Source organism: Rhodococcus opacus B4 (assembly GCF_000010805.1).
Classification (GTDB): Bacteria; Actinomycetota; Actinomycetes; order Mycobacteriales; family Mycobacteriaceae; genus Rhodococcus_F; species Rhodococcus_F opacus_C.
In genome coordinates, this window is the sequence record NC_012522.1 from 82,980 (window position 1) to 109,117 (window position 26,138).

Annotated in this window: 22 protein-coding genes and 1 pseudogene; 7 read left to right on the top strand and 16 right to left on the bottom strand. The window is 64.5% G+C overall.

The genetic code is table 11. The annotated features are described in order from the left end of the window. Positions 1-26: 26 nt before the first annotated feature. Both ROP_RS00460 and ROP_RS43120 read left to right on the top strand, forming a co-directional pair. Positions 27-392: an ArsR/SmtB family transcription factor gene (locus ROP_RS00460; RefSeq protein ID WP_012687355.1), complete on the top strand. Its 366-nt coding sequence runs from the start codon at positions 27-29 to the stop codon at positions 390-392. 120 nt (positions 393-512) lie between these two features. Continuing rightward, entirely contained in the window at positions 513-668 is a 156-nt protein-coding gene (locus tag ROP_RS43120) for a hypothetical protein (protein WP_158306498.1), read from the top strand. Here ROP_RS43120 and ROP_RS40830 read toward each other — a convergent pair. Then, positions 637-882 (bottom strand): annotated as a pseudogene (locus ROP_RS40830) (FAD-dependent oxidoreductase); the annotation flags it as partial. The gene ROP_RS43120 and the pseudogene ROP_RS40830 overlap by 32 nt on opposite strands. A gap of 387 nt (positions 883-1,269) precedes the next feature. On the opposite strand from ROP_RS40830, the gene ROP_RS00465 reads away from it, so the two are divergent. Both ROP_RS00465 and ROP_RS00470 read left to right on the top strand, forming a co-directional pair. Next, the gene (locus ROP_RS00465; RefSeq protein WP_012687357.1) at positions 1,270-2,712 is read left to right on the top strand and encodes an APC family permease; all 1,443 of its coding nucleotides are present in this window, start codon (positions 1,270-1,272) and stop codon (positions 2,710-2,712) included. A 202-nt stretch (positions 2,713-2,914) separates the two neighbouring features. Beyond that, complete coding sequence (locus ROP_RS00470; RefSeq protein WP_012687358.1) at positions 2,915-4,144, top strand: PucR family transcriptional regulator; 1,230 nt, start codon at positions 2,915-2,917, stop codon at positions 4,142-4,144. Between the two features lie 118 nt (positions 4,145-4,262). Here the strand turns inward: ROP_RS00470 and ROP_RS00475 are convergent, their stop codons facing one another. The 11 genes from ROP_RS00475 to ROP_RS00525 all read right to left on the bottom strand — a co-directional run bounded on the left by ROP_RS00475 (position 4,263) and on the right by ROP_RS00525 (position 15,195). Next, a complete protein-coding gene (locus tag ROP_RS00475) occupies positions 4,263-5,204 on the bottom strand; it encodes a flavin monoamine oxidase family protein (RefSeq protein ID WP_012687359.1) in 942 nt (313 codons plus the stop codon). Continuing rightward, positions 5,201-5,656 carry an FAD-dependent oxidoreductase gene (locus ROP_RS00480; protein ID WP_012687360.1) on the bottom strand — a complete coding sequence of 152 codons (456 nt, stop codon included), beginning with the start codon at positions 5,654-5,656 and terminating at the stop codon, positions 5,201-5,203. Before ROP_RS00480 ends, ROP_RS00475 begins: the two co-directional genes overlap by 4 nt. Beyond that, positions 5,653-6,096, bottom strand: a complete 444-nt coding sequence (locus ROP_RS43690; protein ID WP_012687361.1) for a nuclear transport factor 2 family protein — start codon at positions 6,094-6,096, stop codon at positions 5,653-5,655. Before ROP_RS43690 ends, ROP_RS00480 begins: the two co-directional genes overlap by 4 nt. A 13-nt stretch (positions 6,097-6,109) precedes the next feature. Continuing rightward, on the bottom strand, positions 6,110-7,516 hold the full coding sequence (locus ROP_RS00490) for a purine-cytosine permease family protein (protein WP_012687362.1): 1,407 nt from the start codon (positions 7,514-7,516) through the stop codon (positions 6,110-6,112). Next, positions 7,513-8,724: an NAD(P)/FAD-dependent oxidoreductase gene (locus ROP_RS00495; RefSeq protein ID WP_012687363.1), complete on the bottom strand. Its 1,212-nt coding sequence runs from the start codon at positions 8,722-8,724 to the stop codon at positions 7,513-7,515. Before ROP_RS00495 ends, ROP_RS00490 begins: the two co-directional genes overlap by 4 nt. Before the next feature lie 58 nt (positions 8,725-8,782). Further along, complete coding sequence (locus ROP_RS00500; RefSeq protein WP_012687364.1) at positions 8,783-10,330, bottom strand: class I adenylate-forming enzyme family protein; 1,548 nt, start codon at positions 10,328-10,330, stop codon at positions 8,783-8,785. Positions 10,331-10,373: 43 nt separating this feature from the next. Beyond that, the gene (locus ROP_RS40315; protein WP_148222425.1) at positions 10,374-10,736 is read right to left on the bottom strand and encodes a hypothetical protein; all 363 of its coding nucleotides are present in this window, start codon (positions 10,734-10,736) and stop codon (positions 10,374-10,376) included. A gap of 51 nt (positions 10,737-10,787) precedes the next feature. Continuing rightward, entirely contained in the window at positions 10,788-11,588 is an 801-nt protein-coding gene (locus ROP_RS00510) for an SDR family NAD(P)-dependent oxidoreductase (RefSeq protein WP_012687366.1), read from the bottom strand. Continuing rightward, positions 11,588-12,418, bottom strand: coding sequence for an amidohydrolase family protein (locus ROP_RS00515; protein WP_012687367.1), 831 nt, complete (start codon positions 12,416-12,418; stop codon positions 11,588-11,590). Before ROP_RS00515 ends, ROP_RS00510 begins: the two co-directional genes overlap by 1 nt. A gap of 111 nt (positions 12,419-12,529) precedes the next feature. Next, complete coding sequence (locus tag ROP_RS00520) at positions 12,530-13,642, bottom strand: Zn-dependent alcohol dehydrogenase (RefSeq protein ID WP_012687368.1); 1,113 nt, start codon at positions 13,640-13,642, stop codon at positions 12,530-12,532. A gap of 53 nt (positions 13,643-13,695) precedes the next feature. Next, positions 13,696-15,195, bottom strand: coding sequence for an aminobutyraldehyde dehydrogenase (locus tag ROP_RS00525; protein ID WP_012687369.1), 1,500 nt, complete (start codon positions 15,193-15,195; stop codon positions 13,696-13,698). Between the two features lie 356 nt (positions 15,196-15,551). Here ROP_RS00525 and ROP_RS00530 point away from each other — a divergent pair, with 356 nt between their 5' ends. Both ROP_RS00530 and ROP_RS00535 read left to right on the top strand, forming a co-directional pair. Further along, the gene (locus tag ROP_RS00530) at positions 15,552-17,570 is read left to right on the top strand and encodes an NAD-binding protein (protein WP_080512423.1); all 2,019 of its coding nucleotides are present in this window, start codon (positions 15,552-15,554) and stop codon (positions 17,568-17,570) included. 828 nt (positions 17,571-18,398) lie between these two features. Further along, positions 18,399-18,848, top strand: a complete 450-nt coding sequence (locus ROP_RS00535) for a nuclear transport factor 2 family protein (protein WP_012687371.1) — start codon at positions 18,399-18,401, stop codon at positions 18,846-18,848. 1,215 nt (positions 18,849-20,063) lie between these two features. Here the strand turns inward: ROP_RS00535 and ROP_RS00540 are convergent. After that, positions 20,064-22,388, bottom strand: coding sequence for an ATP-dependent Clp protease ATP-binding subunit (locus ROP_RS00540; protein ID WP_050785025.1), 2,325 nt, complete (start codon positions 22,386-22,388; stop codon positions 20,064-20,066). Next, on the bottom strand, positions 22,385-23,794 hold the full coding sequence (locus ROP_RS00545) for a flavin monoamine oxidase family protein (protein WP_012687374.1): 1,410 nt from the start codon (positions 23,792-23,794) through the stop codon (positions 22,385-22,387). Before ROP_RS00545 ends, ROP_RS00540 begins: the two co-directional genes overlap by 4 nt. A gap of 465 nt (positions 23,795-24,259) precedes the next feature. On the opposite strand from ROP_RS00545, the gene ROP_RS40835 reads away from it, so the two are divergent. Continuing rightward, entirely contained in the window at positions 24,260-24,496 is a 237-nt protein-coding gene (locus ROP_RS40835; RefSeq protein WP_012687375.1) for a hypothetical protein, read from the top strand. Between the two features lie 45 nt (positions 24,497-24,541). Here the strand turns inward: ROP_RS40835 and ROP_RS00555 are convergent, their stop codons facing one another. Next, complete coding sequence (locus ROP_RS00555) at positions 24,542-25,228, bottom strand: ATP-binding protein (protein ID WP_331457998.1); 687 nt, start codon at positions 25,226-25,228, stop codon at positions 24,542-24,544. Between the two features lie 200 nt (positions 25,229-25,428). Next, complete coding sequence (locus tag ROP_RS00560; protein ID WP_012687377.1) at positions 25,429-26,040, bottom strand: recombinase family protein; 612 nt, start codon at positions 26,038-26,040, stop codon at positions 25,429-25,431. Positions 26,041-26,138: the final 98 nt, after the last annotated feature.

Genomic DNA, 26,138 nt, shown 5'->3' on the forward strand with positions numbered 1-26,138 from the left:
GATCGACCCGGACGACAGGAGGAGCCATGGCCGCGAACTCGCGCCAACCGCTGTATCAGATGAAGGCGGACTTCTTCAAAACGTTGGGGCACCCAGCACGCATCCGAGTCCTCGAGCTTCTCAGCGAACGCGAACACGCCGTCTCCGAGATGTTGCCCGAGGTGGGCATCGAGCCGGCGAACCTGTCCCAGCAGCTGTCGATCCTCCGACGCGCAGGCCTGGTCACCGCCCGCCGCGAGGGCCTGTCGGTGTCCTACGCGCTGACGTCCCCCCGCATCGCCGAGCTGCTACGCGTCGCGCGCGGGATTTTGACGGGGGTGGTCGCCGGGCAGGCCGAGGTGCTCGAGGACCTTCCCGCACCTCCCGCCTTGGTGGGCGAGACCGCGGGCTGACGGGGCCCACCCAACCAGAATCCGACAGCACAAGTATTAGTTGCGAATTTTCTAAAGTACATACATTGGAGTCATTAGCGGCGGAGATTCGTCTCTCGGATCCGGAAAGAGAAGTGGGCGGTGACGAACAATCACGACGATCGCGCCAGCGGGCCGCCCGACGGGTCCGAGGTCGCGTTGACGGGAATCGCTGTCGCGGTGCTCGCCGTGTCCGCCACCCGCTCGCCCAGCACGACCGGGTCGGCGCGATTGCAGTCTCGTGACGCCAACTCTTGAACTCGTACGCGAATGTGTGCAGATCGGAGTCCGAACGAATTCCCGGGTAGCGGAAGAGGTCCCACGTTCCGCCGACGGAGTCACGGGCCTCGAGCAGAGCAACCTTCTTCTTGGGAAACTCCCGTGTGATGTAGGCGGCTGCTCCGATTCCGGAGATGCCGCCGCCGATGATGACCACGTCGTAGCGATCCGCGTCGTCTACCGGAATGCTCATGTCGTCCTCTCCTGCGTTAAATGAACCAGTCGCTTTCTGCGTGGTTCACCACATTGGCCCTCGAGCCGTGTCGGACGCCATACCGCAATGCATCGTGTTACCGGACGCCCCGGTGCAATTCGCACAAGAATGAATGAAACGCCAGGTCAATGGATCTATCGCAGGCAACGAAGGAGCCCAACTGTGCAATGTGCACCACAAGCGCCGGACGCGGGCTGAGAGTTGACGTAGCCCCGCCGCAACCCGGAGTCCATAGTGAGACGCACGCCATATCTGATCAACACTATGGCGCTCATCACCGAATTCCGGGCTTCGGAAAAAGAGCCGAAGGGCCGGCATCACACGCCCATCGACGCCGGCCTCAATTCACAGATCGGATCTCGAGACATGTCCGCTACCAATCCCCCATCGAAGTCGATGGGCGCCGGTATCGCCGATTCCTCCGCAACTGCTGCCACCGCCGACGAGACCTCCGCCGAAGACACCGGCCGTCTCAGCCCCACCGCGCTGGTGTCGCTCTCCCTCGCCTCATTCTTTCCCGCAGTGTCGTTCGCGATGGTGCCCTTCTTGGTCTTCACGACGAGCGGCACCAATGCATGGCAGTCGTCGCTGCTCGCAACGATCGGTGTGATCTGCATCGGTCGCGCAGTGATCGCGTTCGCTCGCCGTTACGTCGCCTCCGGTTCGCTCTACTCGTACGTCGGTGAAGTGTTCGGCCCGTGGGCCCGCCATCTCACGGCCGCGTCGCTACTCGCCGGGTTCATTGTCGGCGTCGCGGCGCTCGCCGCCGTCGTCGGCGTGTTCGTCGGCAGTTTCCTCCACGCGAGGGGCATCCACGGCGCATTGAACTTCGACACTCAGGTCATCGTGTTCGGACTCGCGCTGGTCCTTGCCGCCGCTGTCGCCATCCGGGGTCTCGACACGTCCGTCATGGTCGCTGTCACGCTTGCGGTGATCGCCCTTCCACTGGTCTTGATCATCACCGTGGCGAGTGCCGCACACACCGGACTCGACCTCGGCACGCAATTCAGCTTCACCGGCTTCGAAGTGGGCCCGGTGTTCCAGGGGATCGCGGTGGGCGCCGCGTTCCTCGTAGGCTTCGAGAGCTGCGCGGCACTGGCCACCGAGACCAAGGACCCCAAGCACAGCGTACCCACGGCGATCATGGCAGTGCCGGTAATCCTCGGCGGCCTGTTCCCGATCGTGACGATTCTGCAGGTCCCCGGGCTCATCGCGACGTCCGACGAGCTGGCCGCCGGTGTCTCCGCTCCGGCTGCTCTGGCTCAACTTTCAGGTCTCGGTCACGGGGTCGCAACCGCCACAGATCTGGTTCTCGCCGCGGCCTCGTTCGCCTCGCTGGTCGGATTCTTGAACTACGCCGCCCGATTCACGATGACACTGTCCGAGGACGGCCTCCTGCCCTCCGTGTTCTCTCGCCTCCATCCCAAGCACAAGAGTCCTTCCGCCGCCGTCCTGCTGATGACGTTGTGCGCGTTCCTGACGATCTCCGGGATGCTGCTCTGGACAGGCGACATCATCTCCGCCTACACGCCCAACGCGACGCTGCTCGTGTATATGTGGGTCGTGCCCTACGTGATCATCTGCGTGGGTGCCATCAGGCTGTCGATTCGGCTGCGTGAGTTCCGGCCGGGGCTGTGGATCGCCGCCGTCGCCGGTGCTGCGACGATGACGTGGGCCTACACGAACGGTCTGGTCAACCCGCCGCCGGCGCCGGCGGACTCGATGATCTGGGTCGCACCCGTGGCGATCGCCCTGCTCTTCGGCGTCGTCAGGATCAATGTGTCGAGGACACGTCACATCGCCGAGTAGCGGGCAGTGGATTCGTTCGGGAATCCGCACTAGATTCCGGGTGAGCACGGCACGTCGTGCTCACCCGGAATCTTGCGTGTTCGACGCATCCTCATCCCCTCCTGGTCCTCGGAGGGTCGCGAGGCAATTTTCCCGACGAATGCCGTACTTCTCGGCCACAATCGTCAATGAGCACCCGTTCTAATCGAAAGGCCGCACGCGCGTGACCGAAGCACTCTGGCCGACGCCGTCGGAAAGCGTTCGAACCCTGATTCGCGACATCGCCGAATCGTTGATCCCCCGTTACCACGAGGTCGTCGACGAGCTTGTCGCCGCGTCGCTCGCTGATCCGCGCTACCACGAGATTGCGGCCGATCCAGTCCTCGCCGAGGCCGATGCCCGCCTCAGCGTCGCAAATCTCAAGCACTGGCTGACCTCCAACATCGCCGACCCGGGCCGCCGAGTCCCGACCCATGCGAGCCAGGAGATCAAGATCTACGCTCGCGATGTGGTACTGCGCGAGCTGACCACCGACGACGTCGCCTCGTGGCGTGCGACCCATCGGGTCACCTGGCACTGGTGGCTCAATGAGTGCTTCGCCGCGACCGACGACACAGACGTCCTCCACGAACTGGTCGAGGTGTCGGCGAACTCGCTGACCGCGTTCGTCGACGATTCGATCGCCGCTCTCGCCGACTACATCCAAGCGGTCCGCGAGGAGCTCGCCGGCGGACCACAACTCCAGCGATACGCGACTGTCGAACTGCTGTTGCACGGATCTAACATCGAGCCGTCGCGTGCGGAGGCACAACTGGGATACGCGTTGACCGGGTCGCATGTCGGCGCCATCATCTGGGCGGACTCCGAAGAGGACGTGGGTGGTCTCGAACCGGCCGCGGAGCAGATCATGCGCGCCTGCGGCGCCGTCTCACGTTTGACCGTGGTGGCCGGCACCGCAGCGTTGTGGTTGTGGATGCCGTCGCGACTCGTCCCCGAGGTGTCGGACGTGGCGGACCGCATCAAGCACATCAAAGGGATCCGTGTGGCCTTCGGCCGGATGTCTGCCAGCGTCGCGGGGTTCCGGCGAACTCACATGGATGCAGCAGCGGCTCAGCGACTGCTGGCCCGTCTCAATTCCAGACTGTCGATCGTGCGATACGAGGATGTACAGCTGGTCGATCTGATGTCGGCCGACCCGGCCCTCGCGGCCCAGTACGTCCTGGACGTTCTCGGTGAGTTCGCGGATGCGGATCCGGTTCTGCACCAGACGGTCCTGACCTGCGTTCAGGCGGGGTTCAACCGGTCGAGCGCAGCCGAACGCCTCTACACGCACCGCAACACCATCGACCGCAGACTCGCGCGCATCGACGAGTTGCTGCCGAAACCGTTGGCCAGCGACCCCGCTGGAGTCGTCGCAGCACTCACGCTGCTGAACATCCGCACCGGCCACTGACAGCGCCTCGCGGTCGGTGCCCGGCCACCGACAAGGACCGCGTCGCTCAGCGACATCTGCACCGTCCAGGACGACGAGAATGTCGCTCAGCGACGCGGATACTCGGGGTTCTCCAAGGCTAACCAGTGCACATGCGCACGACGACCTCGGTTGCCGCCCGCTCGCCGGTAACGATCGCACCCTCCATCGTTCCTGCCCACCTCGGTGACAGTTCTGATCCAGCCCAGTGCAGCGGACCCACGGGGTCGGTAAAACCCGCTCCCACCGCGGTGACCAACCCCGGCGGCCAGACAGGGATGCATCCGACCGTGTACGGCTCCTGCGTCCAGTCGAACTCGTGGTACTCGGTGGGGCTCATAGCCTGCTCACCGCACGCGCGCGCCAAGCCCGCTAGCACCGCTCGCTTACGTTCGGCCGGATCGGACGGCATGGCGTCGGGCAGATAGCAGTTCGGTCCCCCGTCAGCTCGACCGAATCCGACGATCACTCCTTCCTGCGAATCCGGCGGAGTGTCGTCGAAGGTGAGGATCAGTGGACCGGTATCGGTCATGATCGAACCATTGAGTCCGCGGTCGCGCCAGAACGGCGAGGAGTAGACGACATGCACCTTGTACGCATGTGCCATGCTCATTCGTTCGCCCAGCGTCCGGTGTGCCGCAGGTAGCGGCGGATCGAACCGGATCGACTCACGATCCGCCGGACTCATCGCAATGATGACATGACGCGCGCGAAGCACCTCACCCTCGACTGTCGTCACCTCGACACTCTGGTCGTGGTAGCGAACGGAAGAGATCGGGCAGTCGACCGCGAGGCGATCTCCCAGGTCGGCTGCCATCATCTCGGCCAGCCGGGCAGAGCCGCCGGTGAAGGAGCGTTCATTGCCACCAGACAGTGAGGCGAACAACGAGTCCATTCCGCCGAGTGCACGCACATGTCGCAGCACGTACAGCAGCGACATCTCGCCCGGCTGGGAGCCGATCGTCAACGCTCCGATGATGCTCCACAGCGTCCGGGCGAAGACGGTCTTGGTGGTTCGTGTCACCCAGGACATGAACGTCATCGAGTCGAGTCGAGTCGCGCCGCCTCGAGTGTGCCCAGTTCGTCATCGGCCGGTGCACTCTTCACCAATCGTCCGAGGCGAAGCAGTGACTGGGCGAAGTCTGCCGAGCCGATCGGATCGCTGCTCCAGGGCATGGACCCGCTGAACTCGAGGACACGTCCATCACGCTCGATGATGGACTTGCCGGCGTCGTAGTGAGGCCAGGTCTCGATTCCCCGTTCCTCACCGAGCGCTTGGAGCCGGTGGTACTCGGGACCGATCAGCTGCCCGCCGTCCTCGACGACGCGCCCGCCGCCCAGCGTACGCAGACGCGTTCTCCCACCCACCCGGTCCTTGGCTTCCAGGACGCGAATAGACGTGATCCCTGCCTGGATCAGACGACGCGCAGCGGTCAGGCCGGAAAGACCTCCGCCAATGACGATGACGTCAACGAAATCGGTATCGGTGTTCACTGGACCGTCGCGGCCTCGTGAAGGCGCTGAATCGTCTCTTCGAGCGCTTCTTCGTCTGCGAAATAGACGTCGCGCACGATTGTGACGGTCTCCGGGTCGAACGTCGAGAACGACGTCATCAGCCAGCTGACGATCTGCTCGGATTCCCCGACACGAACAGTCGCCGTCGTCCGGAAGATCACCGCGAGGACATCCCCGTTCAGGTGCATCTCGACGGGCACCGGAGCGTAATCGGGGAACGACTCCCAGACTTGCTGGAAGAACTCGACCAACCCGTCTTTCGCGGTGTGTCGTCCGTCCACGCCGTTGACGAACACACAGGAGTCGTCGAAGTAGCGGAGCATGTGGTCGGTGTCGTGAGCGGCGACAGCATCGCACAACTCCCTGATCACTGCGCAATACCGGTCGAGCATCTCTGTTGATTCAGATTTCTCGGTCATCTGACCCTCCGATTCACGGTGATGGAACAGCTGAGGATTCGGCGCTCACGTCATCGGCCGGGCCTCGCGAATCGAGCCGGCCGATGCGTGCCATTGCCAGATAGAGGACGACGGGCACGACCAGACCGACGACGCAGCTGATGTCCGCGCCGATCCATCGGGCGGCCGGCCCGTGGTACACATTCAGATTCATGAACGGTAGCTGGGCGAGGACGCTCACCACGAAGATCGCGATCGTGGGGACATTGAACCTGCCGTAGGTCCCGTCGGGGTCGAACACATCGCGGATCCGGTATTTGCCCTTCCTCACCACGTAGAAGTCGACGAGGTTGATCGCGGTCCACGGGACGAGGAAGTAGACCTGGGCGACGAGGATGTCACCGAAGAACGTGTAGAAGTCGTGCTGGGTGGCGATCGCAACAACCGTTCCGACAGCCGCTATCGCGGACATGATGAGCAGTTTCGTCCCCGGACGGATCGTGTTCGACCCGCGCATGCTGCTGAAGATCGTCACTGTCGACATGAAGCCGCTGTACAGACACAGGACGTTGAACATCACCACGCCCAACAGAAGCACGATGAGACCGACAGAGCCGAGCGGTCCGAACAGGGCGGCGATGCCGATAGCCGGGCTCGCCTGGACATCGACCGCCGCCGAAGTCACCACCGCACCGATCACCATCACGATCGAAGCACCCAGCACCTGGCCGGCGTAGCTGTACATGAACGTCGCCCGAGACGAGACGGTCTCCGGCAGGTACCGCGAGTAGTCCGCGACGAACGGGCCGAATCCGAGCGACCACGACAGCGCCTGGGTGAAGACGAGAAGGAATATCGGGAGGGAGAACGATGTCGAGGGAATCGACTCGACGATCGCGGCCCCCGGCTCGTCGGACAGCGACACGATCACGAACACGGCCGCGAACAGCAGGCCTGACGCCCACGCCATGACCACACCGAGGCGGTGTATCAGCTCGTATCCGAAGAAGGCGACGACGAGGGTGACCGTGCCGAACAGGATGAGCGCAGTGTTGTCCCCGACGGGAAGCGCTCGTTCCACGGCGTCGCGCATCATGACCGCGTTCGCCGCGAAGAAGAGCACGTACGCAACCACCACTGCGGCGAGCGGGATCCCCGCGCCGTACACGCCGAACTGCGCCCGGCTCTGGATCATCTGCGGTATGCCGAGGTGCGGGCCTTGCGCCGAGTGCCCGGCCATGAAGATGCCGCCCACCAGATTGCCCAGTACCAGCCCGAGGACGACCCAGGTGAGGCCCAGGCCTGCGACCACGCCCAACGCACCGACCACCATGGTCGTCACCTGCATGTTCGCGCTGAACCAGATGCTGAACAGTCTGCGCGGATGCCCGTAGCGCTCAGACTGCGGGATGAATTCGATGCCGTGACTCTCGGCTTTCATTCTCGAACTCCACTCGTTGGTGTCGATTGTTGGATGCCGGCTATGTCGCCGGGGTTTGCCGGCATTCGCTGTGGGTCCCAGTCCGATCCGGGGGCGGCCATCGACGGGCGTTCGCCGCGAACGTATTCGACGACGGTCCGCCCGATCGCAGGCGAGAGCTGAATCCCGTTTCCCCCACTTCCCAGAGCACAGATGACCTGTTCGTTCGCCGGATGGGGGCCGACCAACGGCCGGCTGTCGAATGACATCGGGAACAGTCCGGACCAGCCGCTACCGAGTTGTGCGTCCTCGAGCCCAGGGAACCGGGTCGAGAATGATTCGGCGAGTGCAGCGACGAAGTCACCGTCGACGGCACTGAGCGGGACGTCGTCGAGGTCGACCGCGGAACGGCTCGCCTGCTCCGAGTGAAGTCCGGCGAAGAACTCCGACTCCCCCTCGGGCCGCAGATAGACGCCCTCGGCGCCGTCGCCCGGCACGTAGTCCATGACGGACGGGATGCGGGAGGCCGCAGCGGTCTTCGACACGACCGTCACCGCGTGATGCAGTTCGGGGTAAAGGGTCACCGGGGCGCCCAGGATCTCGCCGACCCGGCCTGCCCAGGCTCCGGCGGCATTGACGACCAGGTCCGCGTGGAGCGTTCCCCGCTCCGTGCGCAGCTCGGCTTCACCGTCTGCGGTCCACTCACACTCCAGCACTCGCGCCCGCTGCAGCACAGTGACGCCGTTGTCGCGGGCGCGTGCCGCCATCAGGTTGGCGAACAGGTATCCGTCGAGATAGAAGTCCGACGCGCCGAGCAGGGCTCCGGCGCGGTCGGACATCTCCATGAACGGAATCAGCGCCTTGACGTCGTCGACGTCGAGGACCTGGGCGTCGCCCACGCCGCATTCCCGCTGCCGCGCCACGCTGAGCTCGTACTGGCCGAGCGTCGCATCCGAATCCGCGAGCCTCAGATACCCGTTCATGTGCAACTGCAGATCCGACTGCTCCGCCAGTGCACGGATGAATCGGTGACCGTACGCCCGCACCTCGATGTCGAAGTGCTCGATGTACTGGGTCTCGACGATTCCGACGGAGCGCGAGGACGAGCCCGATCCGATGTGATCGGTCTCGGCGACCGTGATGTCGTAATTTCCCGCCTCGGACAACTGCAGCGCGGCGGACAGTCCGACGACTCCCGCTCCGACAATGACGACCCGGGTCTTGCCCATGCCGATTGACACCTCGAATTTCTTTGTTGGATTTCCTTCGCACACGCCTGCCGGCCGGTCAGTCCGCCGCCGCCGTCGGGGCGGCCATCATGCGGTGCGCGGTCTCCCGGAGCTCGAACTTCTGAATCTTGCCGGTAGGAGTTGTCGGAAAGTCCGACACGAGGATCACGTGGTCCGGTGCGAGGAACTTCGGCGCTCGTGCCAGCACGTGCTCCCGGATCTCCTGCGGCGTGACCGGGCCGGACTCCGAGCGCAACTGGACGAACGCCACTACGTCTTCTTCGGTGTGCTCCGATGCCACGCCGACGACCGCGCACTCCGCGACCCCCGGATGTGATCGCACTTCTCGTTCGACCTCGAACGTCGAGATGTTCTCTCCGCGCTTGCGCAGCGCGTCCTTGAGCCGGTCGACGAAGTGATATCGGGCCTGCTCATCAAGAACGAAGATGTCGCCGGTGTGCAGCCAGCCGTCGATCACCGCCCGGCTCGTCGCGTCCGGATTGTGGTGATACCTCGCGAGGCAGATCCCGTCCTCATCGGTCGACACCAGGAGTTCACCTCGCTCCCCTTGGATAGCGTCCTCACCCTCCGCGGTCACGAGCCTGAGTCGGAAGCCTGCCCGTGGCCGGCCGACCCCGTCGTCGATGCCCGCGTCCCATCCCGACGCCAGCGGCACGTTGGCTTCAGTCGACCCGAAACACGTCGCCACCTGAACACCGAACCGAGCGCGAAAATCGTCGACGCCCTCGATCAGCGGCACCATCAGCACCCGTTCCAACGGGTTGTCGTCATCGTCGGGGCGCGGCGGTGCGCTGAGGACGAACTGGGCCATGGCTCCGAGCAAGAACGTCGCAGTGACCTGATGGTGGCGCACGTCCTGCCAGAACGATGTGATGCTGAAGCGCCGAACCAACACGGTGCACGCACCGCGCTGGAGAGCCGCGTAGACCACGGCCCACCGGCCCGCGATGTGGAACAGTGGCAGCGGTGCGTAGTACACATCGCCGCGCTTCAGATCGATCGTCTCCGCGACGGAACTCGCATACGTGTAGGCGTGACGCTCCGTGATCACCGCGCCCTTCGACGGTCCGGTGGTGCCGGAGGTGTACATGACCGCGGTCTCGTCCAGCTCGTCCCGAACCACGATGCTGCCCAGCGAGGAGGGATCATCCCGGAGGACTGATTCCTCCCCGAGTCCGGAGGCCGCCTCGGTTCCGGTCGGCACCAGCAGGATCGATGTCACATCGCCGAGCAGAGTCGACGAAAGGCGTTCGACGAAGCGGCCTTCCGTGATGATCGTGGGCGCACCGGAGTCCCGGCACAGATGCGCAAGAGTCTCCCCGATGTACGCGGTGTTGACCGGGACCTCCGTGTACCCGCCCAGTGCGAGCGCGAGCCAGGTGATGACCGCCTCGTCGGTGTTGTCGAGCATCACCAGGACCGGAGTGGACGGGAGCAGCCCCGCAGCCTGGATCGCGCCGAGTCGCACGAGTGCGGCGGTCTTCAATTGCTCGTTCGTGTACGTGCGGCCCTCGAAGACCAGTGCTGGAGTGTCGGGCTCGCGCTCCACGGCGTCATCGAGAGTGCTGAGAATTGTCCGATACACTCCGGTACCTTTCGTCAGAGTCGGGATGGCCTCGGTGGAGCGGCTACAGTCCGTCCGGATGCTCGACGTGCCAGTCGGCGGGCGTCAGCGCGTAGAAGGCCGTGGTGCCGGGTTCACCCTCGTAGACCACTTCTGCGCCGCGGGGGATGGCCGCGACCTCGCCCGGCGCCAGCGAGAGGATCTGGTCGGCGAAACGCAGCCGGAGGGTTCCCGTGATCACGTACAGCATCTCGTCGTACGGAAGCTTCCAGGGCTCGCCGGCACCACCGTCGTCGAACCGCAGAATGCCTCCCGCCAGCTGGTCGATACCTGTTCGCGCACTGCGCAGTTCGAGTTTCATTGGACCGTTGTCGAAGGTGTACCGATCCTGCTGGATCGCGACGACGGGTTGCGGGTTGTTTTCCACGACTATTCCTTCTCCGTAGTTCGTTTCGTGGTCGGTGCTCGCTGCTTTCACCTACTGGGCCGTCCAGCCGCCGTCGATGTACAGCGTCTGGCCTGTCATGAAGTCCGAAGCTCGTGATGCGAGGAACACTGCCGCGCCGACGTAATCGCTCGGCTGGCCCCAGCGCCCCATCGGTGTGCGCGAAGTGATCCACTTACTGGAGGCTTCATCGCTGACGGAGTGGATGGTCATGTCCGTGACCAGGAAGCCGGGGCACAGTGCGTTGACCTGGACGCCGCGACGACCCCACTCGAGGGCGATCGACTTGGTCAGACCGATCGCCGCATGCTTCGACATGACGTACGCGGAGTTGTCGCGCATCGCGACGGTGCCGAGGATCGACGCGATATTGATGACCTTGCCGTAGCCGCCCGAGGCCCGGAGGTACGGGGAGGCGGCTTGAATCATCAGAAATACCGACCGATTGTTGACCTCGATCACCTTTTCCCAGGTCTCCAGGCTCGTCTCTTCGATCGGCGAGTCGTGATCGACACCGGCATTGTTGAGGAGGACGTCGATGCCTCCCATGTCGATGGCGACTCGCTCGATGAGCGATGTCACTGCGTCGGGATCTCCCAGGTCGGCAACGTACGCCGATGCCTTCCCGCCCTGAGCCTCGATGAGGGCCACGGTCTCGTCCAGGGCGGCCTGGTCGCGGGCCACGCAGGCCACCGAGGCGCCGAACGCCGCGAGACCCCGCGCCAGCTGGCGTCCGAGGCCGCGGGACGCACCCGTGACGATTACTCGTCGTTCCGTGAGGTCGAAGATTCCGGGCCCGGTCTCGTCCGGTGCGAGTGCTTCGCTGATCGGCATCAGAGTTCTCCTACCTGGTCGTTGTTCGTCAGCTTGATTCCCCAGTGCTTGTCCAACAGGCGTGCCGCGTTGAGGAAGGTGAACTTCGCCCGCGACTCGTCGCTCAGCTCCAGGTAGTCGAGCTCGGCGAGGAGTCGTTCGTGCCGGATCATCGGCCAGTCGGTGGCCATGAGGACCTGGTCGGCCACCATCGTGTTCATCCAGTGCGCGATAGGCTCCCAGCCGCCCCTCGGTCCGACCATGCGCTTCGGGGCGATGGCGCCGAAGTCTGCGTAGACGTTCGAGTGCTTCCACATCACCGCGAGCATCTCGGTGACCCACGGCCAGCCACCGTGACTCGCGACGATCGTCAGGTCCGGATAGGCGCACGCGACCTCACACAGCGCCCCGGGATGCCCGAACTTGATCGGGCCGGTCTCGCTGAAGTTGATGCCCGAGTGGATCGTGACCGGATGGCCGTTCTCCTGGCAGTAGTCGAGCAACGGGGCGACACTCGGATCGTTCGCCGCGACCTTCAGGAATCCAGGCTGGAAGTTCCATCCGCGCAGTCCCTGCTCGTCGTGGGCGTGCTTGAGGATCTCGAGCGCGTTCGGCAGTCGTGGATCCGTCGTCGCGATGCCGGCCACCAGGTGGTCCGGGTGTGTGGCGATCGCCTCGGCCACCCGCGTGTTGACCTTTGCCGGATCGTCCTCTTCCCACTCGGCCTGCATCACGCCGGCGACGTCGTGTTGTTCGAGCTCGCCGACGAGGTGATCGAGCGAACGACCGCCGGTGAACCCTTGGCCGTATACCCGCGTGTAGCCCTCACTGTCGGTTCCGGCGAGGTCCACGGACGTGGCCTCATCAGCCGGCCGTATTCTGAAATCGATGTACTTGGCAGTCAATAGACGTCCTTTGTTCGTAGAAAACTTCCGCACACCTCGTGCGCGTGGTCGGCAGGATTACGCGTGGTCGTAGAGGATGACAGTGCGTCCGCCCTCGCCCTGCCCCATTCGCGTGAAGGCTTCGTTGACCTCGTTGATGGAACTCGTATGACCCACCAGACGGTCGAGGTCGAGCTTGCCCTGCATGTAGAGATCGATAAGACGCGGGAAGTCGATTGCGGGGCGGCTGCTTCCGTAATTGCAGCCGATGATCGACTTCTCCCGGTCCGACATCACCATCGGGTCGATCTCGATAGTGACACCGTCCGCGGACTGGCCGACGACGACAACCGTGCCGCCCGGGCTGATGAGTTCGTACGCCTGCTCGATGGTCGGCTTGAGACCGATCGCCTCGAACGCCCAATCGACGCCGCGCTCGTCGACCAACCCCCGGACAGTGGTCGCGACATCATCGCGCGACGGATTGATAATGGCGGTGGCGCCCAGCGACTTCGCCAGCTCGAGGGCCTTGTCGCTCATGTCGACCGCGATGATCTGACCCGCCGACACGAGGCCGGCCCCCATGATCACCGACAGGCCCACGCCGCCGCAGCCGAACACCAGGACGGTGTCGCCGGGCTGGACGTCTGCGGTGTTCAAGACCGCCCCCACACCGGTGGCGACAGCACATCCGACCAGGGCGGCGCGGTCGAGCGGGGCGTCCTTGCGAATGGGCACCGCACCGGTTTCGTGGACGATGACCCGATCTGCGAACGCACCGGTCGCGAGGTAGCTCGGTACCGATTCGTCGCCGCGGGAGAGTCGGGACGTGCCGTCGTACTGGACGTTCTGGTAGGCGGTCTCCTCGACCTTCGGGCACAGGGCCGGTTTGCCGGCCATGCAGTATGCACAGGTGCCGCAGTACGGGACCCACGACAGGACGACGTGGTCGCCGACGGACACCGAAGTGACACCCGGGCCGATCTTCTCGACGACGCCGGCGCCTTCGTGTCCGAGGACCAGCGGTCCGGCAGACTCCCACTCACCCTTCACGACGTGGTAGTCGCTGTGGCACACGCCGGCGGCCTCGAGCCGGACAAGAACCTCGCCCCGCTTGGGGTCTTCCAGATCGAGTTCCTCGACGTGGATAGGTTCCCCCACCCGTTCGAAAACTGCTGCCTTCACCTTCATGTCAGTTCTTCCTCTTCTTCTCGGGTGTCACGAATCCGGAACCGTGCGGCCCGCTAGCGGGCCTGGTCCGCGGGCATACCCATCGACATCGTGATGTGCTTGGTACGGGTGTAGTCGTCGAGCGCGTACGTGGAGTTGTCGCGCCCGTAGCCGGACTGCGAGAAGCCGACCCACGGCATCTCACTGGAGAAGATCAGGTGCGCGTTGGTCCACACCGAGCCGAAGTCGAGCTGGTCGACGACCCGGAGTGCGCGTCCGTGGTCGCGCGTCCACACCGACCCAGCAAGGCCATAGACCACATCGTTCGCCTTGGCGATCGCTTCCGACTCCGTCTCGAAGGTCTCCACCGTCACCACCGGACCGAACACCTCTTCGCGAGCCATCTCCGAGCCCGCCTCGATGCCGGTGAGCACCGTCGCCGGATAGAAGAAGCCTCGGCACTCTGGAACCGCACCGCCGGCAACCGCAACGGCGCCGGCGACGATCGCGCGCTCGACCATCGCTGCTACCCGGGCCCGTTGCGCGCCACTGACCATCGGTCCCAGCTCGATCGACGACCCGTCCGCCGGATCGCCCATGATCAACGCTGCGGCGGCGCGGCTGAGTCGTTCAACGAGCTCGTCGTGGACATCTCGGTGAACCAGCACCCGCGTCGCCGCACCGCACTCCTGACCCGCGTTCACGAAGCCTGCGGCGACGACGGCTTCGACCGCCGCTTCGAGATCGGCGTCGTCGAACACGACGACCGGCGCCTTGCCGCCGAGCTCGAGGTGCAGCCGTTTCACTGTCCCCGATGCTCCCGCGGCAACCTCCTGACCGGCGCGAGTGCTGCCGGTGAGCGCGATCATGTCAATACCGGGGTGCCGGCCGAGCGCGTCGCCGACCACGCGGCCGGGGCCCAGCACCACGTTCAGGACGCCCTCGGGAAGGACGTCCGACACCAGTTCGGCGAGGAGCACCATCGACAGCGGCGTCAGCTCGGACGGCTTCAGGACCAGAGTGTTGCCGGCCGCGAGGATCGGTGCGATCTTCCAGGCGGCCATCATCAGCGGGTAGTTCCACGGAACCACTGCTCCGACTACTCCGACGGGCTCCCGGCGGATCGTCGACAGGTGGCCGGACACGTACTCGGCCGTGGCCGGAGCCTGCGCGGTGCGGACCGCGCCCGCCATGAATCGGAGGCAGTCGGAGGCAACCGGGATCTCTTCCATGACCGCTGCGAGCGGCTTCCCGACATTCAACGACTCGACGGCAGCGAGGAGCTCTACATTCGCGTCGATGACGTCGGCGATGTGCAACAGCACCGCAGCTCGCTCCCCCGGGGTGGTCTTGGCCCAGCGTCGGCGCGCCCGTCGGGCGGCGTCGACGGCTCGGCCGACTTCCTCGCGGCCTCCCCGGGGAGCTGTCGCCAGAACCGATTCGTCAGCGGGATTGACGATATCTGTGGTGTCGCAGCCGCTCTCGGATTCAACGAAGGCACCGTCGATGAAGTGTGTTACTCGCATGGTCTTGATCCGGTCGCGCGCCGCGGTGAGGGTGTCAGAAGTCAGCATGAGTTCGGTTCCTTGTTCTGAAGATCGGATGCGTCGGAGAGTCCGGGGATGACCACCACACCCGGGGGGGCTGGTTTGCCGTGCCACGAACTGCCTCCGCGCGTTCAATTCGCTTCCGTCGCCCACCGTCGGGGTGTGACGTAAAGCATGTTGCACCAGGCAGCATCGTGAAGGCGATTACGATTTGGCGCACATTCCTGCGCGGCCCGGTGCAGGGTGCACCCCTCCGAAGTGCCGTCGCAGGTCCGCGCATCCGGCAGTCTGACGTCGTTCCGGAAGGTGTGCACAATTCACCCACACGCCGTTCCAACCGTTGCACCTTTCAGTAGCGCACAACATCCCGAGAGAGCAGGGTGATGACTCAACACCGACATCCTCAGGAAGGACGAGAAGTGACTGCTTCTGCCTCTGCAGATCGAATCGCCGAAGAGACCGAAGAGTTCCCACTTCTGTTCTCACCCCTCCGAATCGGCCCGATTGACCTGCCGAACAGAATCGTGAACGCTCCGCATCAAACGGGATTCGCACGAGACAAGGGCTATTCGCCGCAGCTGATCGAGTATCATCGCGAGCGCGCACGCGGCGGAGCTGCGCTGATCATGTCGCAGGCGAACTCCGTAGTCCCCGGGTATCTCGACATGCACAATGTGTCGGACGAGATCATTCCCCAGTATCGAGAAGCCGTTCGAGCTGTCGGTGAGTTCGGCGCACACTACGGCGTCGAGCTCTACCATCCGGGTAGCCAGGGCAGCTACGAAGGAACCGGCACCGACGTATATGTCGGTCCTTCAGGAGTGCCGTCTAACTACTTTCATGCCGGCTGGCGAGTACCGCACGCATTGACAGAACGGGAAATACTCCAGATCGTCGACGCATTCGCAGCCGCCGCTCGACGGTGCAGCGATGCCGGGGTGTCGGTCATCGAGATTCACCTCGGTCACGGGAATCTCATCGAACAGTTCATCTCGCCTCGGACCAATCGCAGGACCGACGAATGGGGCGGTCCTCTCGAGAATCGGTTGCGATTCGCCGAACACGTCCTGAACGCCGTTCGGAATGCAGTGGGTCCGAATGTGGCCGTCGGCGCGAGAATGACAGCCACCGGGCTCGAACCCGATGATCCCGGGGTCATGGACTCCACCGAGATCATCGGAACCGTCGGATCCTGGGATCTGCTCGACTACGTCTCACTGACCATGGGGCGGTACTCCGACGCGCTAAACACCGCACGGAACATCCCGAACATGACGTTTCCTCCGGGCCTCTGGCAGCGATACGGTCGTGCCATCAAGAGCGTGTTGGAGGTACCGACCTTCATGGTCGGCCGCATCAACCATCCGCGGATCGCGGAAGAGATGATCGAGTCGCACAGCTGTGATGCGGTCGCGATGGTTCGTGCACTCATCGCCGACCCCTACCTTCCGCAGAAGTCGAAGACCGGGAAGGTCGAACAGATCCGGCCCTGCGTCGGTGCGATGAACTGCCTCCACCGGCTCGACCAAGGACGCGGAATCCGCTGCATTCACAACCCCGCGGTCGGTCACGAGGGGGAGCTATCGGAGGACGTCGGCTCGTCACCGAAGCCGGGCACGGTACTCGTGGTCGGTGCAGGCCCGGCCGGTCTCGAGTACGCACGGGTAGCAGCGCGCAGGGGGCACCAGGTCACCGTCGTCGAACAGTCCAGGATCGGCGGCCGGGCGCTCGCGGTGTCCAAAGCGCCGACCCGCGGTGAGCTCTCCTCGATCACCGAGTGGCTGCATGAACAGTGCCTGGAGCTCGGCGTGGAATTCCGAATCGGCACCACGGCATCGCGAGAGAGCATCCTCGACCTGTCGCCCGACATCGTCGCCCTCGCCACGGGATCGCGCCTGCCAGAGAACCCGTTCGCCGGCGACTCGCTGCCCATCATCGACGCCGAGAGTGTCCTATCGACCCCAAGTTTCACCGGGCGCATCGCGGTGTTCGACAGCTTCGGCGACTGGCACGGCATCAGCCTGACCCATGTTCTGGCGGCACGTGGCGCTAAGGTCGAATACATCTCGCCGACGCCGTATCCCGGAAGCTCGCTCGAAATGACAAACTGGCGCATCGAGTACGCGAATCTCGTCGCAGCGGGAGTCGAGTTCCACCCGGTCAGCGAGATCGTGGGAGTCGAGCCGTCAGCAGTTCGACTGCGGGCGGGCTTCTCAAAGACGGAGTTGCGAATCGAAGAACTCGACGGTCTCGTGTGGGTCGCCCCTCCCGTCGCGGAAGACGGACTCTTCCATCAGCTGAGCGACACCAACCTCCGCATCGACCTGATCGGCGACGCGTACGCGCCCCGAGGAATCGAGCAAAGCATCTTCGAGGCACGTCAGGCCGCCGCAAAGATCTGAACTGAAGTAGTGATCGACGCGGCGCGACGGCCGTGGCGCCAGAGGTGATTTTCGCGGGTGTTCATGGATTCGTCCACCTCTGGGCCGGGTCAGCGGAGACATTCGATGGTGTGGGGAACTGCTGTGGGAGGTTCCGCGCAGCGCCGGTGACGTATTGCCTGCCCCGATGACGCAGATGTCGACTTTCGGTGGCGACGACGGGGTGAACCATGCCCGCTACTCTCCTGTGTCGGTGAGCAATTCCTTCCGCGTCATCGTCCAGTCATCGGGTGGAAATCTCCACGCCTTCATGTCATGACTTTGTGTCGAGGATGGTGCAGATCATACCTCGGCGGGGGGACCGATGTCTGAGGTGCCCTCGGCGGGGTGCGGTCGCTGACCGGAAGAGGTGCGGGATGCGCTGGCACGCATCTCTCCCGGCGCGGTGTCGGACGACCTGGTGCACCGTGCCCGCCTACTGATCAAGATGCGCGTGCGACGAGCCTGAGTGGGGCGACGGGTCATCGAGCACCGGGCTGCGTCTCGGACTGGCGCGTCTCCAGTCTCGGTGGGGGTACGTGGTGACTGATGCGCCGAACCCGCAAGCGGTTAGTGGCGCAGTGTTTGCTGTGAAGGGGTGGTCGCGCTGTGGGCAGATACCGGTCCAACGAACAACTGCGGGACCAAGGCTCGCGTCCGATGCCATAGAGAGTGGTTGACGCCATCCGCGCGGAAGCGGTAAAGGCCGCCGCCCTCACCCACGACCTGCATAACACTCGCCCGCCAGAAGCACGCAATAGACCAACGCACTCGATCAAGGACGGTGCGGCAAATGGATAAGGAGTTCGTATGACCAACACGGAAAACCGGGTGGACACCGAAGCCTGTGTGGAACGGATCGAAAGCGTATGCATGGCTGTTGTCGCGCGGGACCTCGAAGGCGTCCTGGACCACTTCGCTGAGGATTGCGTATTCGTCAACGGGGTGACAGGAACTACGGTGCCCGGTAAGGCGGAGCTCGTCAATTTCTTGAACGACATCTGGGCGTCGTTTCCCGAGTACACGCCACGGCCGGTCGCCGCGCATCTGGAGCAGACAACGCTGGGAATGCTGTTCGAGACGACTGTGGAACTTCCCGCGACCGATGAGAAGGCGTCCCCAGACGGTACGAAGGTGCGGTGGCTGACCAGCTCCTTCTTCACCTTCGATCCCACGTCGATGAAGATCATTCGCGACGTCTACTACGCCGACGAGGCAGCTGTCGAACAAATGATCAACGAAGCTGGACGTGCCGGCTGAGTGTCGGTGAGGTCGTCCGCAGCGGTCATCGCGGCGCGGCGATCAGTGTTGCCGCACGTGGCAATCGGGATCGAATGAAATGTAGGTTTTGAAGCGGACGATCACACGGTGGTGATTTGTGGAGTGAGCGCACCCGGTCGCTGCTCTTGCCTATCCGGTCAGTGACGTTGTCGCTGTCGGCTCACATCGTGCCGTGCGGCGCACAGTGAATGCTTTCGACAAGCTGTGTTCGGCTCCCTCGCAGCGGGTGTGCGAGGGAGCCGAACTAGTGCCGGAAGCTCCTACCGTTTGCAGGCAGCGGAGGTTGTCGACGAGGGTGGGCTGCGGATGCGGCCGCCGCGATAATCGCCGGCTACCCCCGCAGCTCAACGCTGCCAATGCGCCGTTGACGAGGTGTGCTCCGAGGTCGCCCCTGGCGCCCATGTGCAGAGCTACGTGACCGTGGAGTTTTGCTGCGAAGCATCCACAACGTGCGGGCACGAGCGGAAGCGCAACTCGGATCCGCTCTCACCGGCGATCATGTGGCGCGGCGATTGTATGGGTGGACTCCGACGACGATGTGCAACACCTGGAATCCGTCGTCGAGTAGGTGATGCGTGCATGTGGCGCCGTCGGCTCACCCTTGTGGTTGCACGGGGGCGCTGTGGTTGTGGATGTCAGCGCACCGATTCCCATGGGTCCCAACCGTCGAGAAATCCCTCCACGATCTGTGGGGCGTCGGGGTCGCGTTTCGGCCGATAGGCACAAGACGTCGACGGAATCCGCTGCAATCATATTGATGCCGCCGCAGCACTCGTCTCCTCGCGCCACTCGTCTCCTCGCACGACTGACATCCATTCTCGCGATGGTGCAAAACATGGACCTTCAGCTCGTTCACCGGCTCACGACTGACGTTGCTCGAGTTTACATTTCGGCATCAATACGCTCGGTTGTTCCTTGACCCCCGATCTCAGGATGGACGGGCGCGACATCGTCTCGGTCAGCGCACGCTGCGAGGAAGTCCGAGACGGCAAGCAGAATGAGAATGAGGGCACCGAAGGGGCTTCGCCACGACGATCCCGAACCGGTCCGCCTTGGCCCAACCGGCGAAGAGGCCTGCGGTCTCGGGCTTCTTCGCCGGTTCGTCTGAGTCGAAACGCGTCTCGTCGGAGTCGCGTCGCGGTGGCATGCCCGGTTGTATCCGTGCAGTTCTGCCGACGCTGCGGCGACCTGCGGTCAGCTGAGTTGGGGCACAGCCTCGGCGGGACGTGAGAGCACAGTAAGCGTGACCGACGTCCCCTCTTGGTCGACGCGAATCGTGTCCCCGGGGCAGGCATCGCCGAGGAGGATGCTGCGGGAGACTGCGGAGATCAACTCCTTCTGCACGACGCGCACGAGTGGCCGCGCACCCTGGCGGGAGTCGTCGCCCAGCTCGGCGATCAACGCCCGTGCCTCGTGGGTGAGTTCGAGTGCGATGCCGCGATCCGACAGCCGGGCGGCAACGGATCGAACCTGAATGTCGACGAGCTGCTCGAGATCCTTCCGGCGGAGAGGTGCGAACTCGAGCACATCGTCGAGTCGAGTCAAGAATTCGGCGCGAAAATGCTGGTTGACGGCACCCAGATCGGGCAGGCTCGAGGTCATGACAAGGATCACATGGCGGAAGCTCACCACGCGGCCTTGACCGTCGGTCAGAGACCCGTCGTCGATCACCTGGCGAAGCAAGCCGTGAACATCCGGGTGCGCCTGTTCGATGTCGTCGAGCAGGACGACGCAGTATGGGCGGCGGCGGACGGCATCGGTCAGCTGTCCACCTTCTTCGTATCCGACGTATCCCGGAGAGGCGCCGACGAGTCGCGTGACGGAATGCTTCTCGGCGTAGTCGGACATGTCGAGCTGGACGAGTGCCTCGCCGCTGTCGAGCATGACGTCTGCCAGTACGCGGGCAAGGTACGTCTTCCCCACTCCCAGAGGACCACAGAACATCAGCGACGCGATGGGCCGGTTGGGATCCGACAGGCCAGTGCGAGAGTTCCTCAGTGCCGCCGAGACGCCGACGACCGCCTTGGCCTGACCGACGACACGTTCTGCGAGGCGGTGTTCCATGTGCACCAGCCGCTCGAGCTCTTCCTCCTGCAGCCGTGAGACCGGGATCCCCGTCCATTGCCCGACGAGGCGCGCGATGTCGTCGTCATCGACCAGCGGCGGCGTGCACGAGCCGGCCCCGCGCGTGACGGATGACAGCGAATCGCTCTGGATGCGGCGCCGCGAGCAGGCCTCGTCGATCAGGTCGATCGCTTTGTCCGGTAGGAACCGATCAGCGATGTAGCGGTCGCTGAGTGATACCGCGGCGGACAATGCAGCGTCTGTGATGGCCACGCCGTGGTGGCTTTCGTATCTGCTGCGGAGACCTCGGAGCATCTCGAGCGCGTTCGCGGAGGATGGTTCGTCGACCCGGACCGGCTGAAAGCGGCGCTCGAGCGCACCATCGGATTCGACATGCTTCCGATACTCATCCAGGGTGGTCGCGCCCAGCGTTCTGAACTCGCCCCGGGCCAGCATCGGCTTCAAGAGGTTCCCGGCGTCGACAGCGCCTTCGGCCGCGCCCGCGCCGACGATCGTGTGCAGCTCGTCGATGAAGACGATGATTCCGCCGTCGGCGCCCACCACGTCCTTCAGGAGGGACTTGACGCGGTCCTCGAACTCACCGCGATACGTGGCCCCTGCCACCAGAGCGCCGACGTCGAGCGCGATCACCCTCCGGTTCAGCAGCGCCGCAGGGACATCGCCGGCCACGATTCGCTGCGCCAGACCTTCGGCGATCGCGGTCTTGCCCACACCGGGGTCGCCGATAAGGACGGGATTGTTCTTCCTGCGCCGGGACAGGACCTGAATGACGCGTTCGATCTCGGCATCGCGGCCGACCACCGGGTCCAGCTCGGCCCGGAAGGCGAGCTCGGTGAGGTCTCGGCTGTACCGAAGGACCTGGCTCGACACCGCAGGCGGACGCCACCTGACGCCCAGATAGGTGCGTTCAGGCTCCGCGTCCACGACTGCTGCAGGTCCACGCACGCGGCGCACGGCCTCCAACATCGAGCTCCTGTCCGCACCAGCGGCTCGCAGCGCCTCCCCGACGCCGTCGCGGCGGCCCGCGAGTGCGATGAGCAGATGCTCGATGGAAACCAGGTGATCACTCAACTGACGCGCCTCATGTTCAGCGGCGCGAAGCAGGGACGCCATGTCGGCGTCGATCCCGGGCGCGGCCGCGGAGGCGGCAGCGCCCCGCCGGACCGTGACGCTGGGCGAGGACCTCCGCAGGTCATCTGCGTCCACACCCAATGCTTCAAACACTGGTTCGACGATGGTGGCGTCCTGATCCAGCAACGCCATCAGCACGTGCTCTGGGCGTGTCGCGACCGGAATGCTCTGCGCCTGCGCCCAGTCCAGCGCCTCCAGCGCTCGCGTGGTGAAGCCGGACCTCAACGCGTCCCGGTTGAACACCGGCTCGACCTCGCTCGGGCTCCCTTGCTTCGCCACCGGTGCTTCGCCGTCGTTCCTCACGCGTTATTCCGCGCCGACGCAGCATCGCTCGATGCTCGGGCTCGTGCGTGGACCTTGATTTCCAAGGCGTCGCGTTCCATCCGACGCTGGGAGTCCAGTGCCGCCTTCTTGCCCATCTCGACGGCCCCCTCCATCCAGACCATGAAAGTGTTGGCAATGTCCGCCGTGGCGAAGAACAGCCGACCCTCCGGCCGCGTCAGCTCGGAATGCCCCTTGCTGAGCCGGCCAGGCTTGTACGCCGGATATCCGCCGTAGCCCGCCCAGGGGTCGCTCACCCATTCGTGGCACTCATAGGCGACGAGCTCGGCCTCGGGACACATCGTCTTGACGAATCGCTCGATACCGGCGAAGTCGGCGCCAAACCGATCCACGTTGTCGGGGTCGTCGATGAAGAAGCCGATCATGAGTTGGCCGTCCTCGTCCAGGTCATACGCGCCGGAGATGATCGCGGCCCCGTTGGCCGCTGGCGCGTCCGCAATCATGTACGGAAGTCGAGGCGCATTCTTCACCTGCGCGTAAACCTTGCAGACCTTAGCCACGCCGCCATCGCTGGAGACGATGAACTTCACCTCGCTCAGCGGCGGCTCGAACTGGATGTCCGCCCAGCATGCAACGGGTGTGGCCACGACTACGGTCCGTGCGGTGAACGCGTCGCCCGCCTGAGTCGTCACTGTCACACCGTCCTCGTCCTGAACGACCCTTGCGACCGGTGTCTCGAAGCGGATGTCGGCACCGGAATCCTCGGCCATGGCGTTGATCAAGGCGCTCGTGCCTTCGACGATGTACGCATCGAGGATGCCCCAGGCGCCGATAAGACTGTGGTCCATCTGGGCAATGAATGCGAGCGGCAAAAGCGCCGAGATATCCTCCGGGTTACGGCCCTGGAACACGGTCCCGAAGAAGGTGAAGAAGCCTCGCGTGGCGTCACTGACGCCGAGGTTGTCCAGGTACTCGCTGAACGGGATGTCCAGGTCGTCGAGGTTCTGGCGATCCAGGGGGACTCCACGCTGGATTCGATGGGCATCGGTCAGGAACTTGAAAGCCGCCTTCTCGAAGTCGTAGACGTCCTCGACGGGCACAGGAAGCGGTCCCTCGTTGTACTTTCCTGCCAGGAAAGTGGGGTAGCGCTCGGGCATTGCGCTGTGCGTCAGGTTGAGTCCGTAACGCTCGATCTCGGCCATCATGTTCACCTGACGGTCCGGCCAGACCCACTGACCGCCGAGCTCAATGACACCCTCGAAGTCGCCGACCGTTCGCTGTTCGGACCAGGTGCGACCGCCCAGACGATGACGTGCCTCGAGAAGCAGCACGGAGTAGCCCTGATCGGCAAGGTCACGGCAGGCGCTCACCCCGGCAAAGCCACCTCCGATGACCACCGTGTCGTAGTCAAACTTCGCTGCATTCATTTCATCGCTCCTTGGGCGCCGAGGGCTTCCGAATTCATCGGGGCACGGCAACATCGCAGTGTGCTGTGACACAGTCGCTGTGACCGGATCTCAGCCTGCGCCCGTCAGGCGGCGAGAATCTACGCCAATAGCTAGAGGGTTTTGGGAAGCGATGGTGCAATGTGCACCTTGAAGTTCCTCGAAATGGGACAGCGCTCCGCCACTGCATTCCAGGATGCGGTGTGCGACGGCGTTGCCGCTGTCCAGCCGCGCTTTTGAAGAACACCGCTTTGAGGTCGTGGTGGGGGTGCCGTGGTAGCCGCGGGCCCCAGTCCCGTTGACCGCGGCAAGAAGGGATCGAAGATCCACATCCTGTCCGAAACAATCGGCTCGGCCGCCGCCCACATCCGATCCCGCTGGACCCGGCGACCTGGGCCGCACTGACCCGATGCCTTGAGCACCGCACATCCGGCACCTACAATCCCCATGTCATCGTCACCAGCCGAACCCGATCCGGGCGGACACCGGGCGTCCCAGCCCTACCTCGACCACCTCCTCGACCCCGCCGACGCCACGATCTCCACGCTGCGCGCCTCCCGATTGCTGGCCTTGGCCAACAGCCACGATCCCCATCTGATTGCCACCACCTACGGCATGAGCGCCGAGGGCGTCCTGGCATACTTCGCCGACCGTGTCGATCGCACCCTGCTCGCGGACCTGTGAGATTTCAGGCGTCACCGTGCACACGTTCGCACGAACCTGTGCGCTTTAGAAGGCTCCCCGTTCGAGCTGACGATCGTCGCCTTGCGGCGATGGCGCGAGGTGACCAACTCGTAGAAGTCGTTGGTCTCGGTGGCGCCCAGGGGCCGCAACGCAAAATCGTCGAACCAGGAGATCGACGGTGGCGATGCGCCGCATCTCCGCCTCGACCGAGTTGTCCAGCCGGGCGGCGCGCAGAAGGGCGAACAGTTTGTCGGCCCGGGCGCAGAGCACCGTCATCCGCCGCCGGATCGCGACGTGCCCGAGGGCGGTCGCCAAATGCGTCTTGCCGACTCCGACCGGACCCAGAACCAGAACCGAGTGGCCGGCCTCGGCGAACCGCAACGACACCAGATCCGACAGCAGGGATCGGTCATAACGCAGGTCGTCGAGAGCGTTCCAGGTGTCGATCCGCATCGACTGATCCAACCCGACCTTCATCGAACGCAAAATGGCCGAGCGCGATTCCCGCCGTGACACCTCGTCGGCGAGGAGCAGTTCCAGGAAGGCGACGTGGCTGAGTTGGTGTTGGCGGGCCAGGGCGAGTCGCTCGGGCAGGGTGTCCTTGAGGGCACCGAGTTTGAGGGCATTGAGAAGGGCGAACAGGTCGGCGCCGATCGGATCGACCGGCCCGCGGGGATGGGTGGAGTGGTCATCGCGTCTCCTTCGTGTCGGCGGTGCGGGTCGCCGTAGTATCCGCCGAAAAACGGGCGGATTTGGCGTAGCCGCTGGTCGGGGGTGACTTAGCTGGTGGGCGCATCACCGCAACGGCATCTACTTGTGCGATGCGCCGACAGGCAGAGCGCGGCCCGGGCCATTCTGCTGGCACGCCTCGAATTCGACAGCGCCACGTTGCCGTGACGTGGCGCCGCGGCGCGATGGGCCTCGAGGTGGAGTTACGCCCGCGGTGTGGTGCCGCTGACGATACGGTGGATGGTGGAGCGACCGACGCTGTACTCGTCGGCCAGGTCCGCCAAGCTCGCGTCGTCGTCGGGGTCGTGGTACCGGCGGTGGATCGTCTTGCGTGCGGCGAGAGGCAGTTTCGGTTGCTTACCCTTGAGGCGCCCTTTCGCGCGGGCCTTCGCCATGCCCTCGCGGGTCCGCAGGTGGTTCAGGTTCGCTTCGGCAACCATCGCTAGCGTCTGCAGGAACAGCTTGCCGAACGGGTCGTTCCAGTCGTACACCGAATTACCGAGCCCGAACAGCACTTCGCGCTCGCGTAGGCCGGTCAGGATCTCGCCGGCCTCGGCCATGTTGCGCGCGAACCGGTCGAATTTCGTTGTCGTCAGCACCACCTGCCGGCCGGTGACGGCCGCGGCGGCGGAGGTGACCGCGGCGAGCGCGTTGTCCAGCCCGGCCCGGTTCTTGCGGGTCGTGCCGGAGAACCCCTTGTCGATGAAGATCCGCTCGCGCGGCACTGCGAGCGCGAGCAGCTGTTCGGTCTGGATCCCGACATCCTGTTCGTCGGTGGAGCATCGGGCGGATCCGACGCGGAACGGCTCACCCATCCATCCAGCGTTCCATAGGGCGGGGGTTCACCGGAACAATACGCGGAACACTCGAACGGAACAGTGGTGAGCAGGGGAGCGATTCGCAGCGGCGGTGT

What these genes read in the sequence shown, in the direction of transcription:
- ROP_RS00460 (WP_012687355.1), top strand. Translation starts at nt 27, where the DNA reads ATGGCCGCGAACTCGCGCCAACCGCTGTATCAGATGAAGGCGGACTTC.
- ROP_RS00465 (WP_012687357.1), top strand. Translation starts at nt 1,270, where the DNA reads ATGTCCGCTACCAATCCCCCATCGAAGTCGATGGGCGCCGGTATCGCC.
- ROP_RS00475 (WP_012687359.1), bottom strand. Translation starts at nt 5,204, where the DNA reads ATGACGTTCATGTCCTGGGTGACACGAACCACCAAGACCGTCTTCGCC.
- ROP_RS43690 (WP_012687361.1), bottom strand. Translation starts at nt 6,096, where the DNA reads ATGACCGAGAAATCTGAATCAACAGAGATGCTCGACCGGTATTGCGCA.
- ROP_RS00490 (WP_012687362.1), bottom strand. Translation starts at nt 7,516, where the DNA reads ATGAAAGCCGAGAGTCACGGCATCGAATTCATCCCGCAGTCTGAGCGC.
- ROP_RS00495 (WP_012687363.1), bottom strand. Translation starts at nt 8,724, where the DNA reads ATGGGCAAGACCCGGGTCGTCATTGTCGGAGCGGGAGTCGTCGGACTG.
- ROP_RS00510 (WP_012687366.1), bottom strand. Translation starts at nt 11,588, where the DNA reads ATGCCGATCAGCGAAGCACTCGCACCGGACGAGACCGGGCCCGGAATC.
- ROP_RS00520 (WP_012687368.1), bottom strand. Translation starts at nt 13,642, where the DNA reads ATGAAGGTGAAGGCAGCAGTTTTCGAACGGGTGGGGGAACCTATCCAC.
- ROP_RS00525 (WP_012687369.1), bottom strand. Translation starts at nt 15,195, where the DNA reads ATGCTGACTTCTGACACCCTCACCGCGGCGCGCGACCGGATCAAGACC.
- ROP_RS00530 (WP_080512423.1), top strand. Translation starts at nt 15,552, where the DNA reads ATGACTCAACACCGACATCCTCAGGAAGGACGAGAAGTGACTGCTTCT.
- ROP_RS00535 (WP_012687371.1), top strand. Translation starts at nt 18,399, where the DNA reads ATGACCAACACGGAAAACCGGGTGGACACCGAAGCCTGTGTGGAACGG.
- ROP_RS00545 (WP_012687374.1), bottom strand. Translation starts at nt 23,794, where the DNA reads ATGAATGCAGCGAAGTTTGACTACGACACGGTGGTCATCGGAGGTGGC.
- ROP_RS40835 (WP_012687375.1), top strand. Translation starts at nt 24,260, where the DNA reads ATGTCATCGTCACCAGCCGAACCCGATCCGGGCGGACACCGGGCGTCC.
- ROP_RS00560 (WP_012687377.1), bottom strand. Translation starts at nt 26,040, where the DNA reads ATGGGTGAGCCGTTCCGCGTCGGATCCGCCCGATGCTCCACCGACGAA.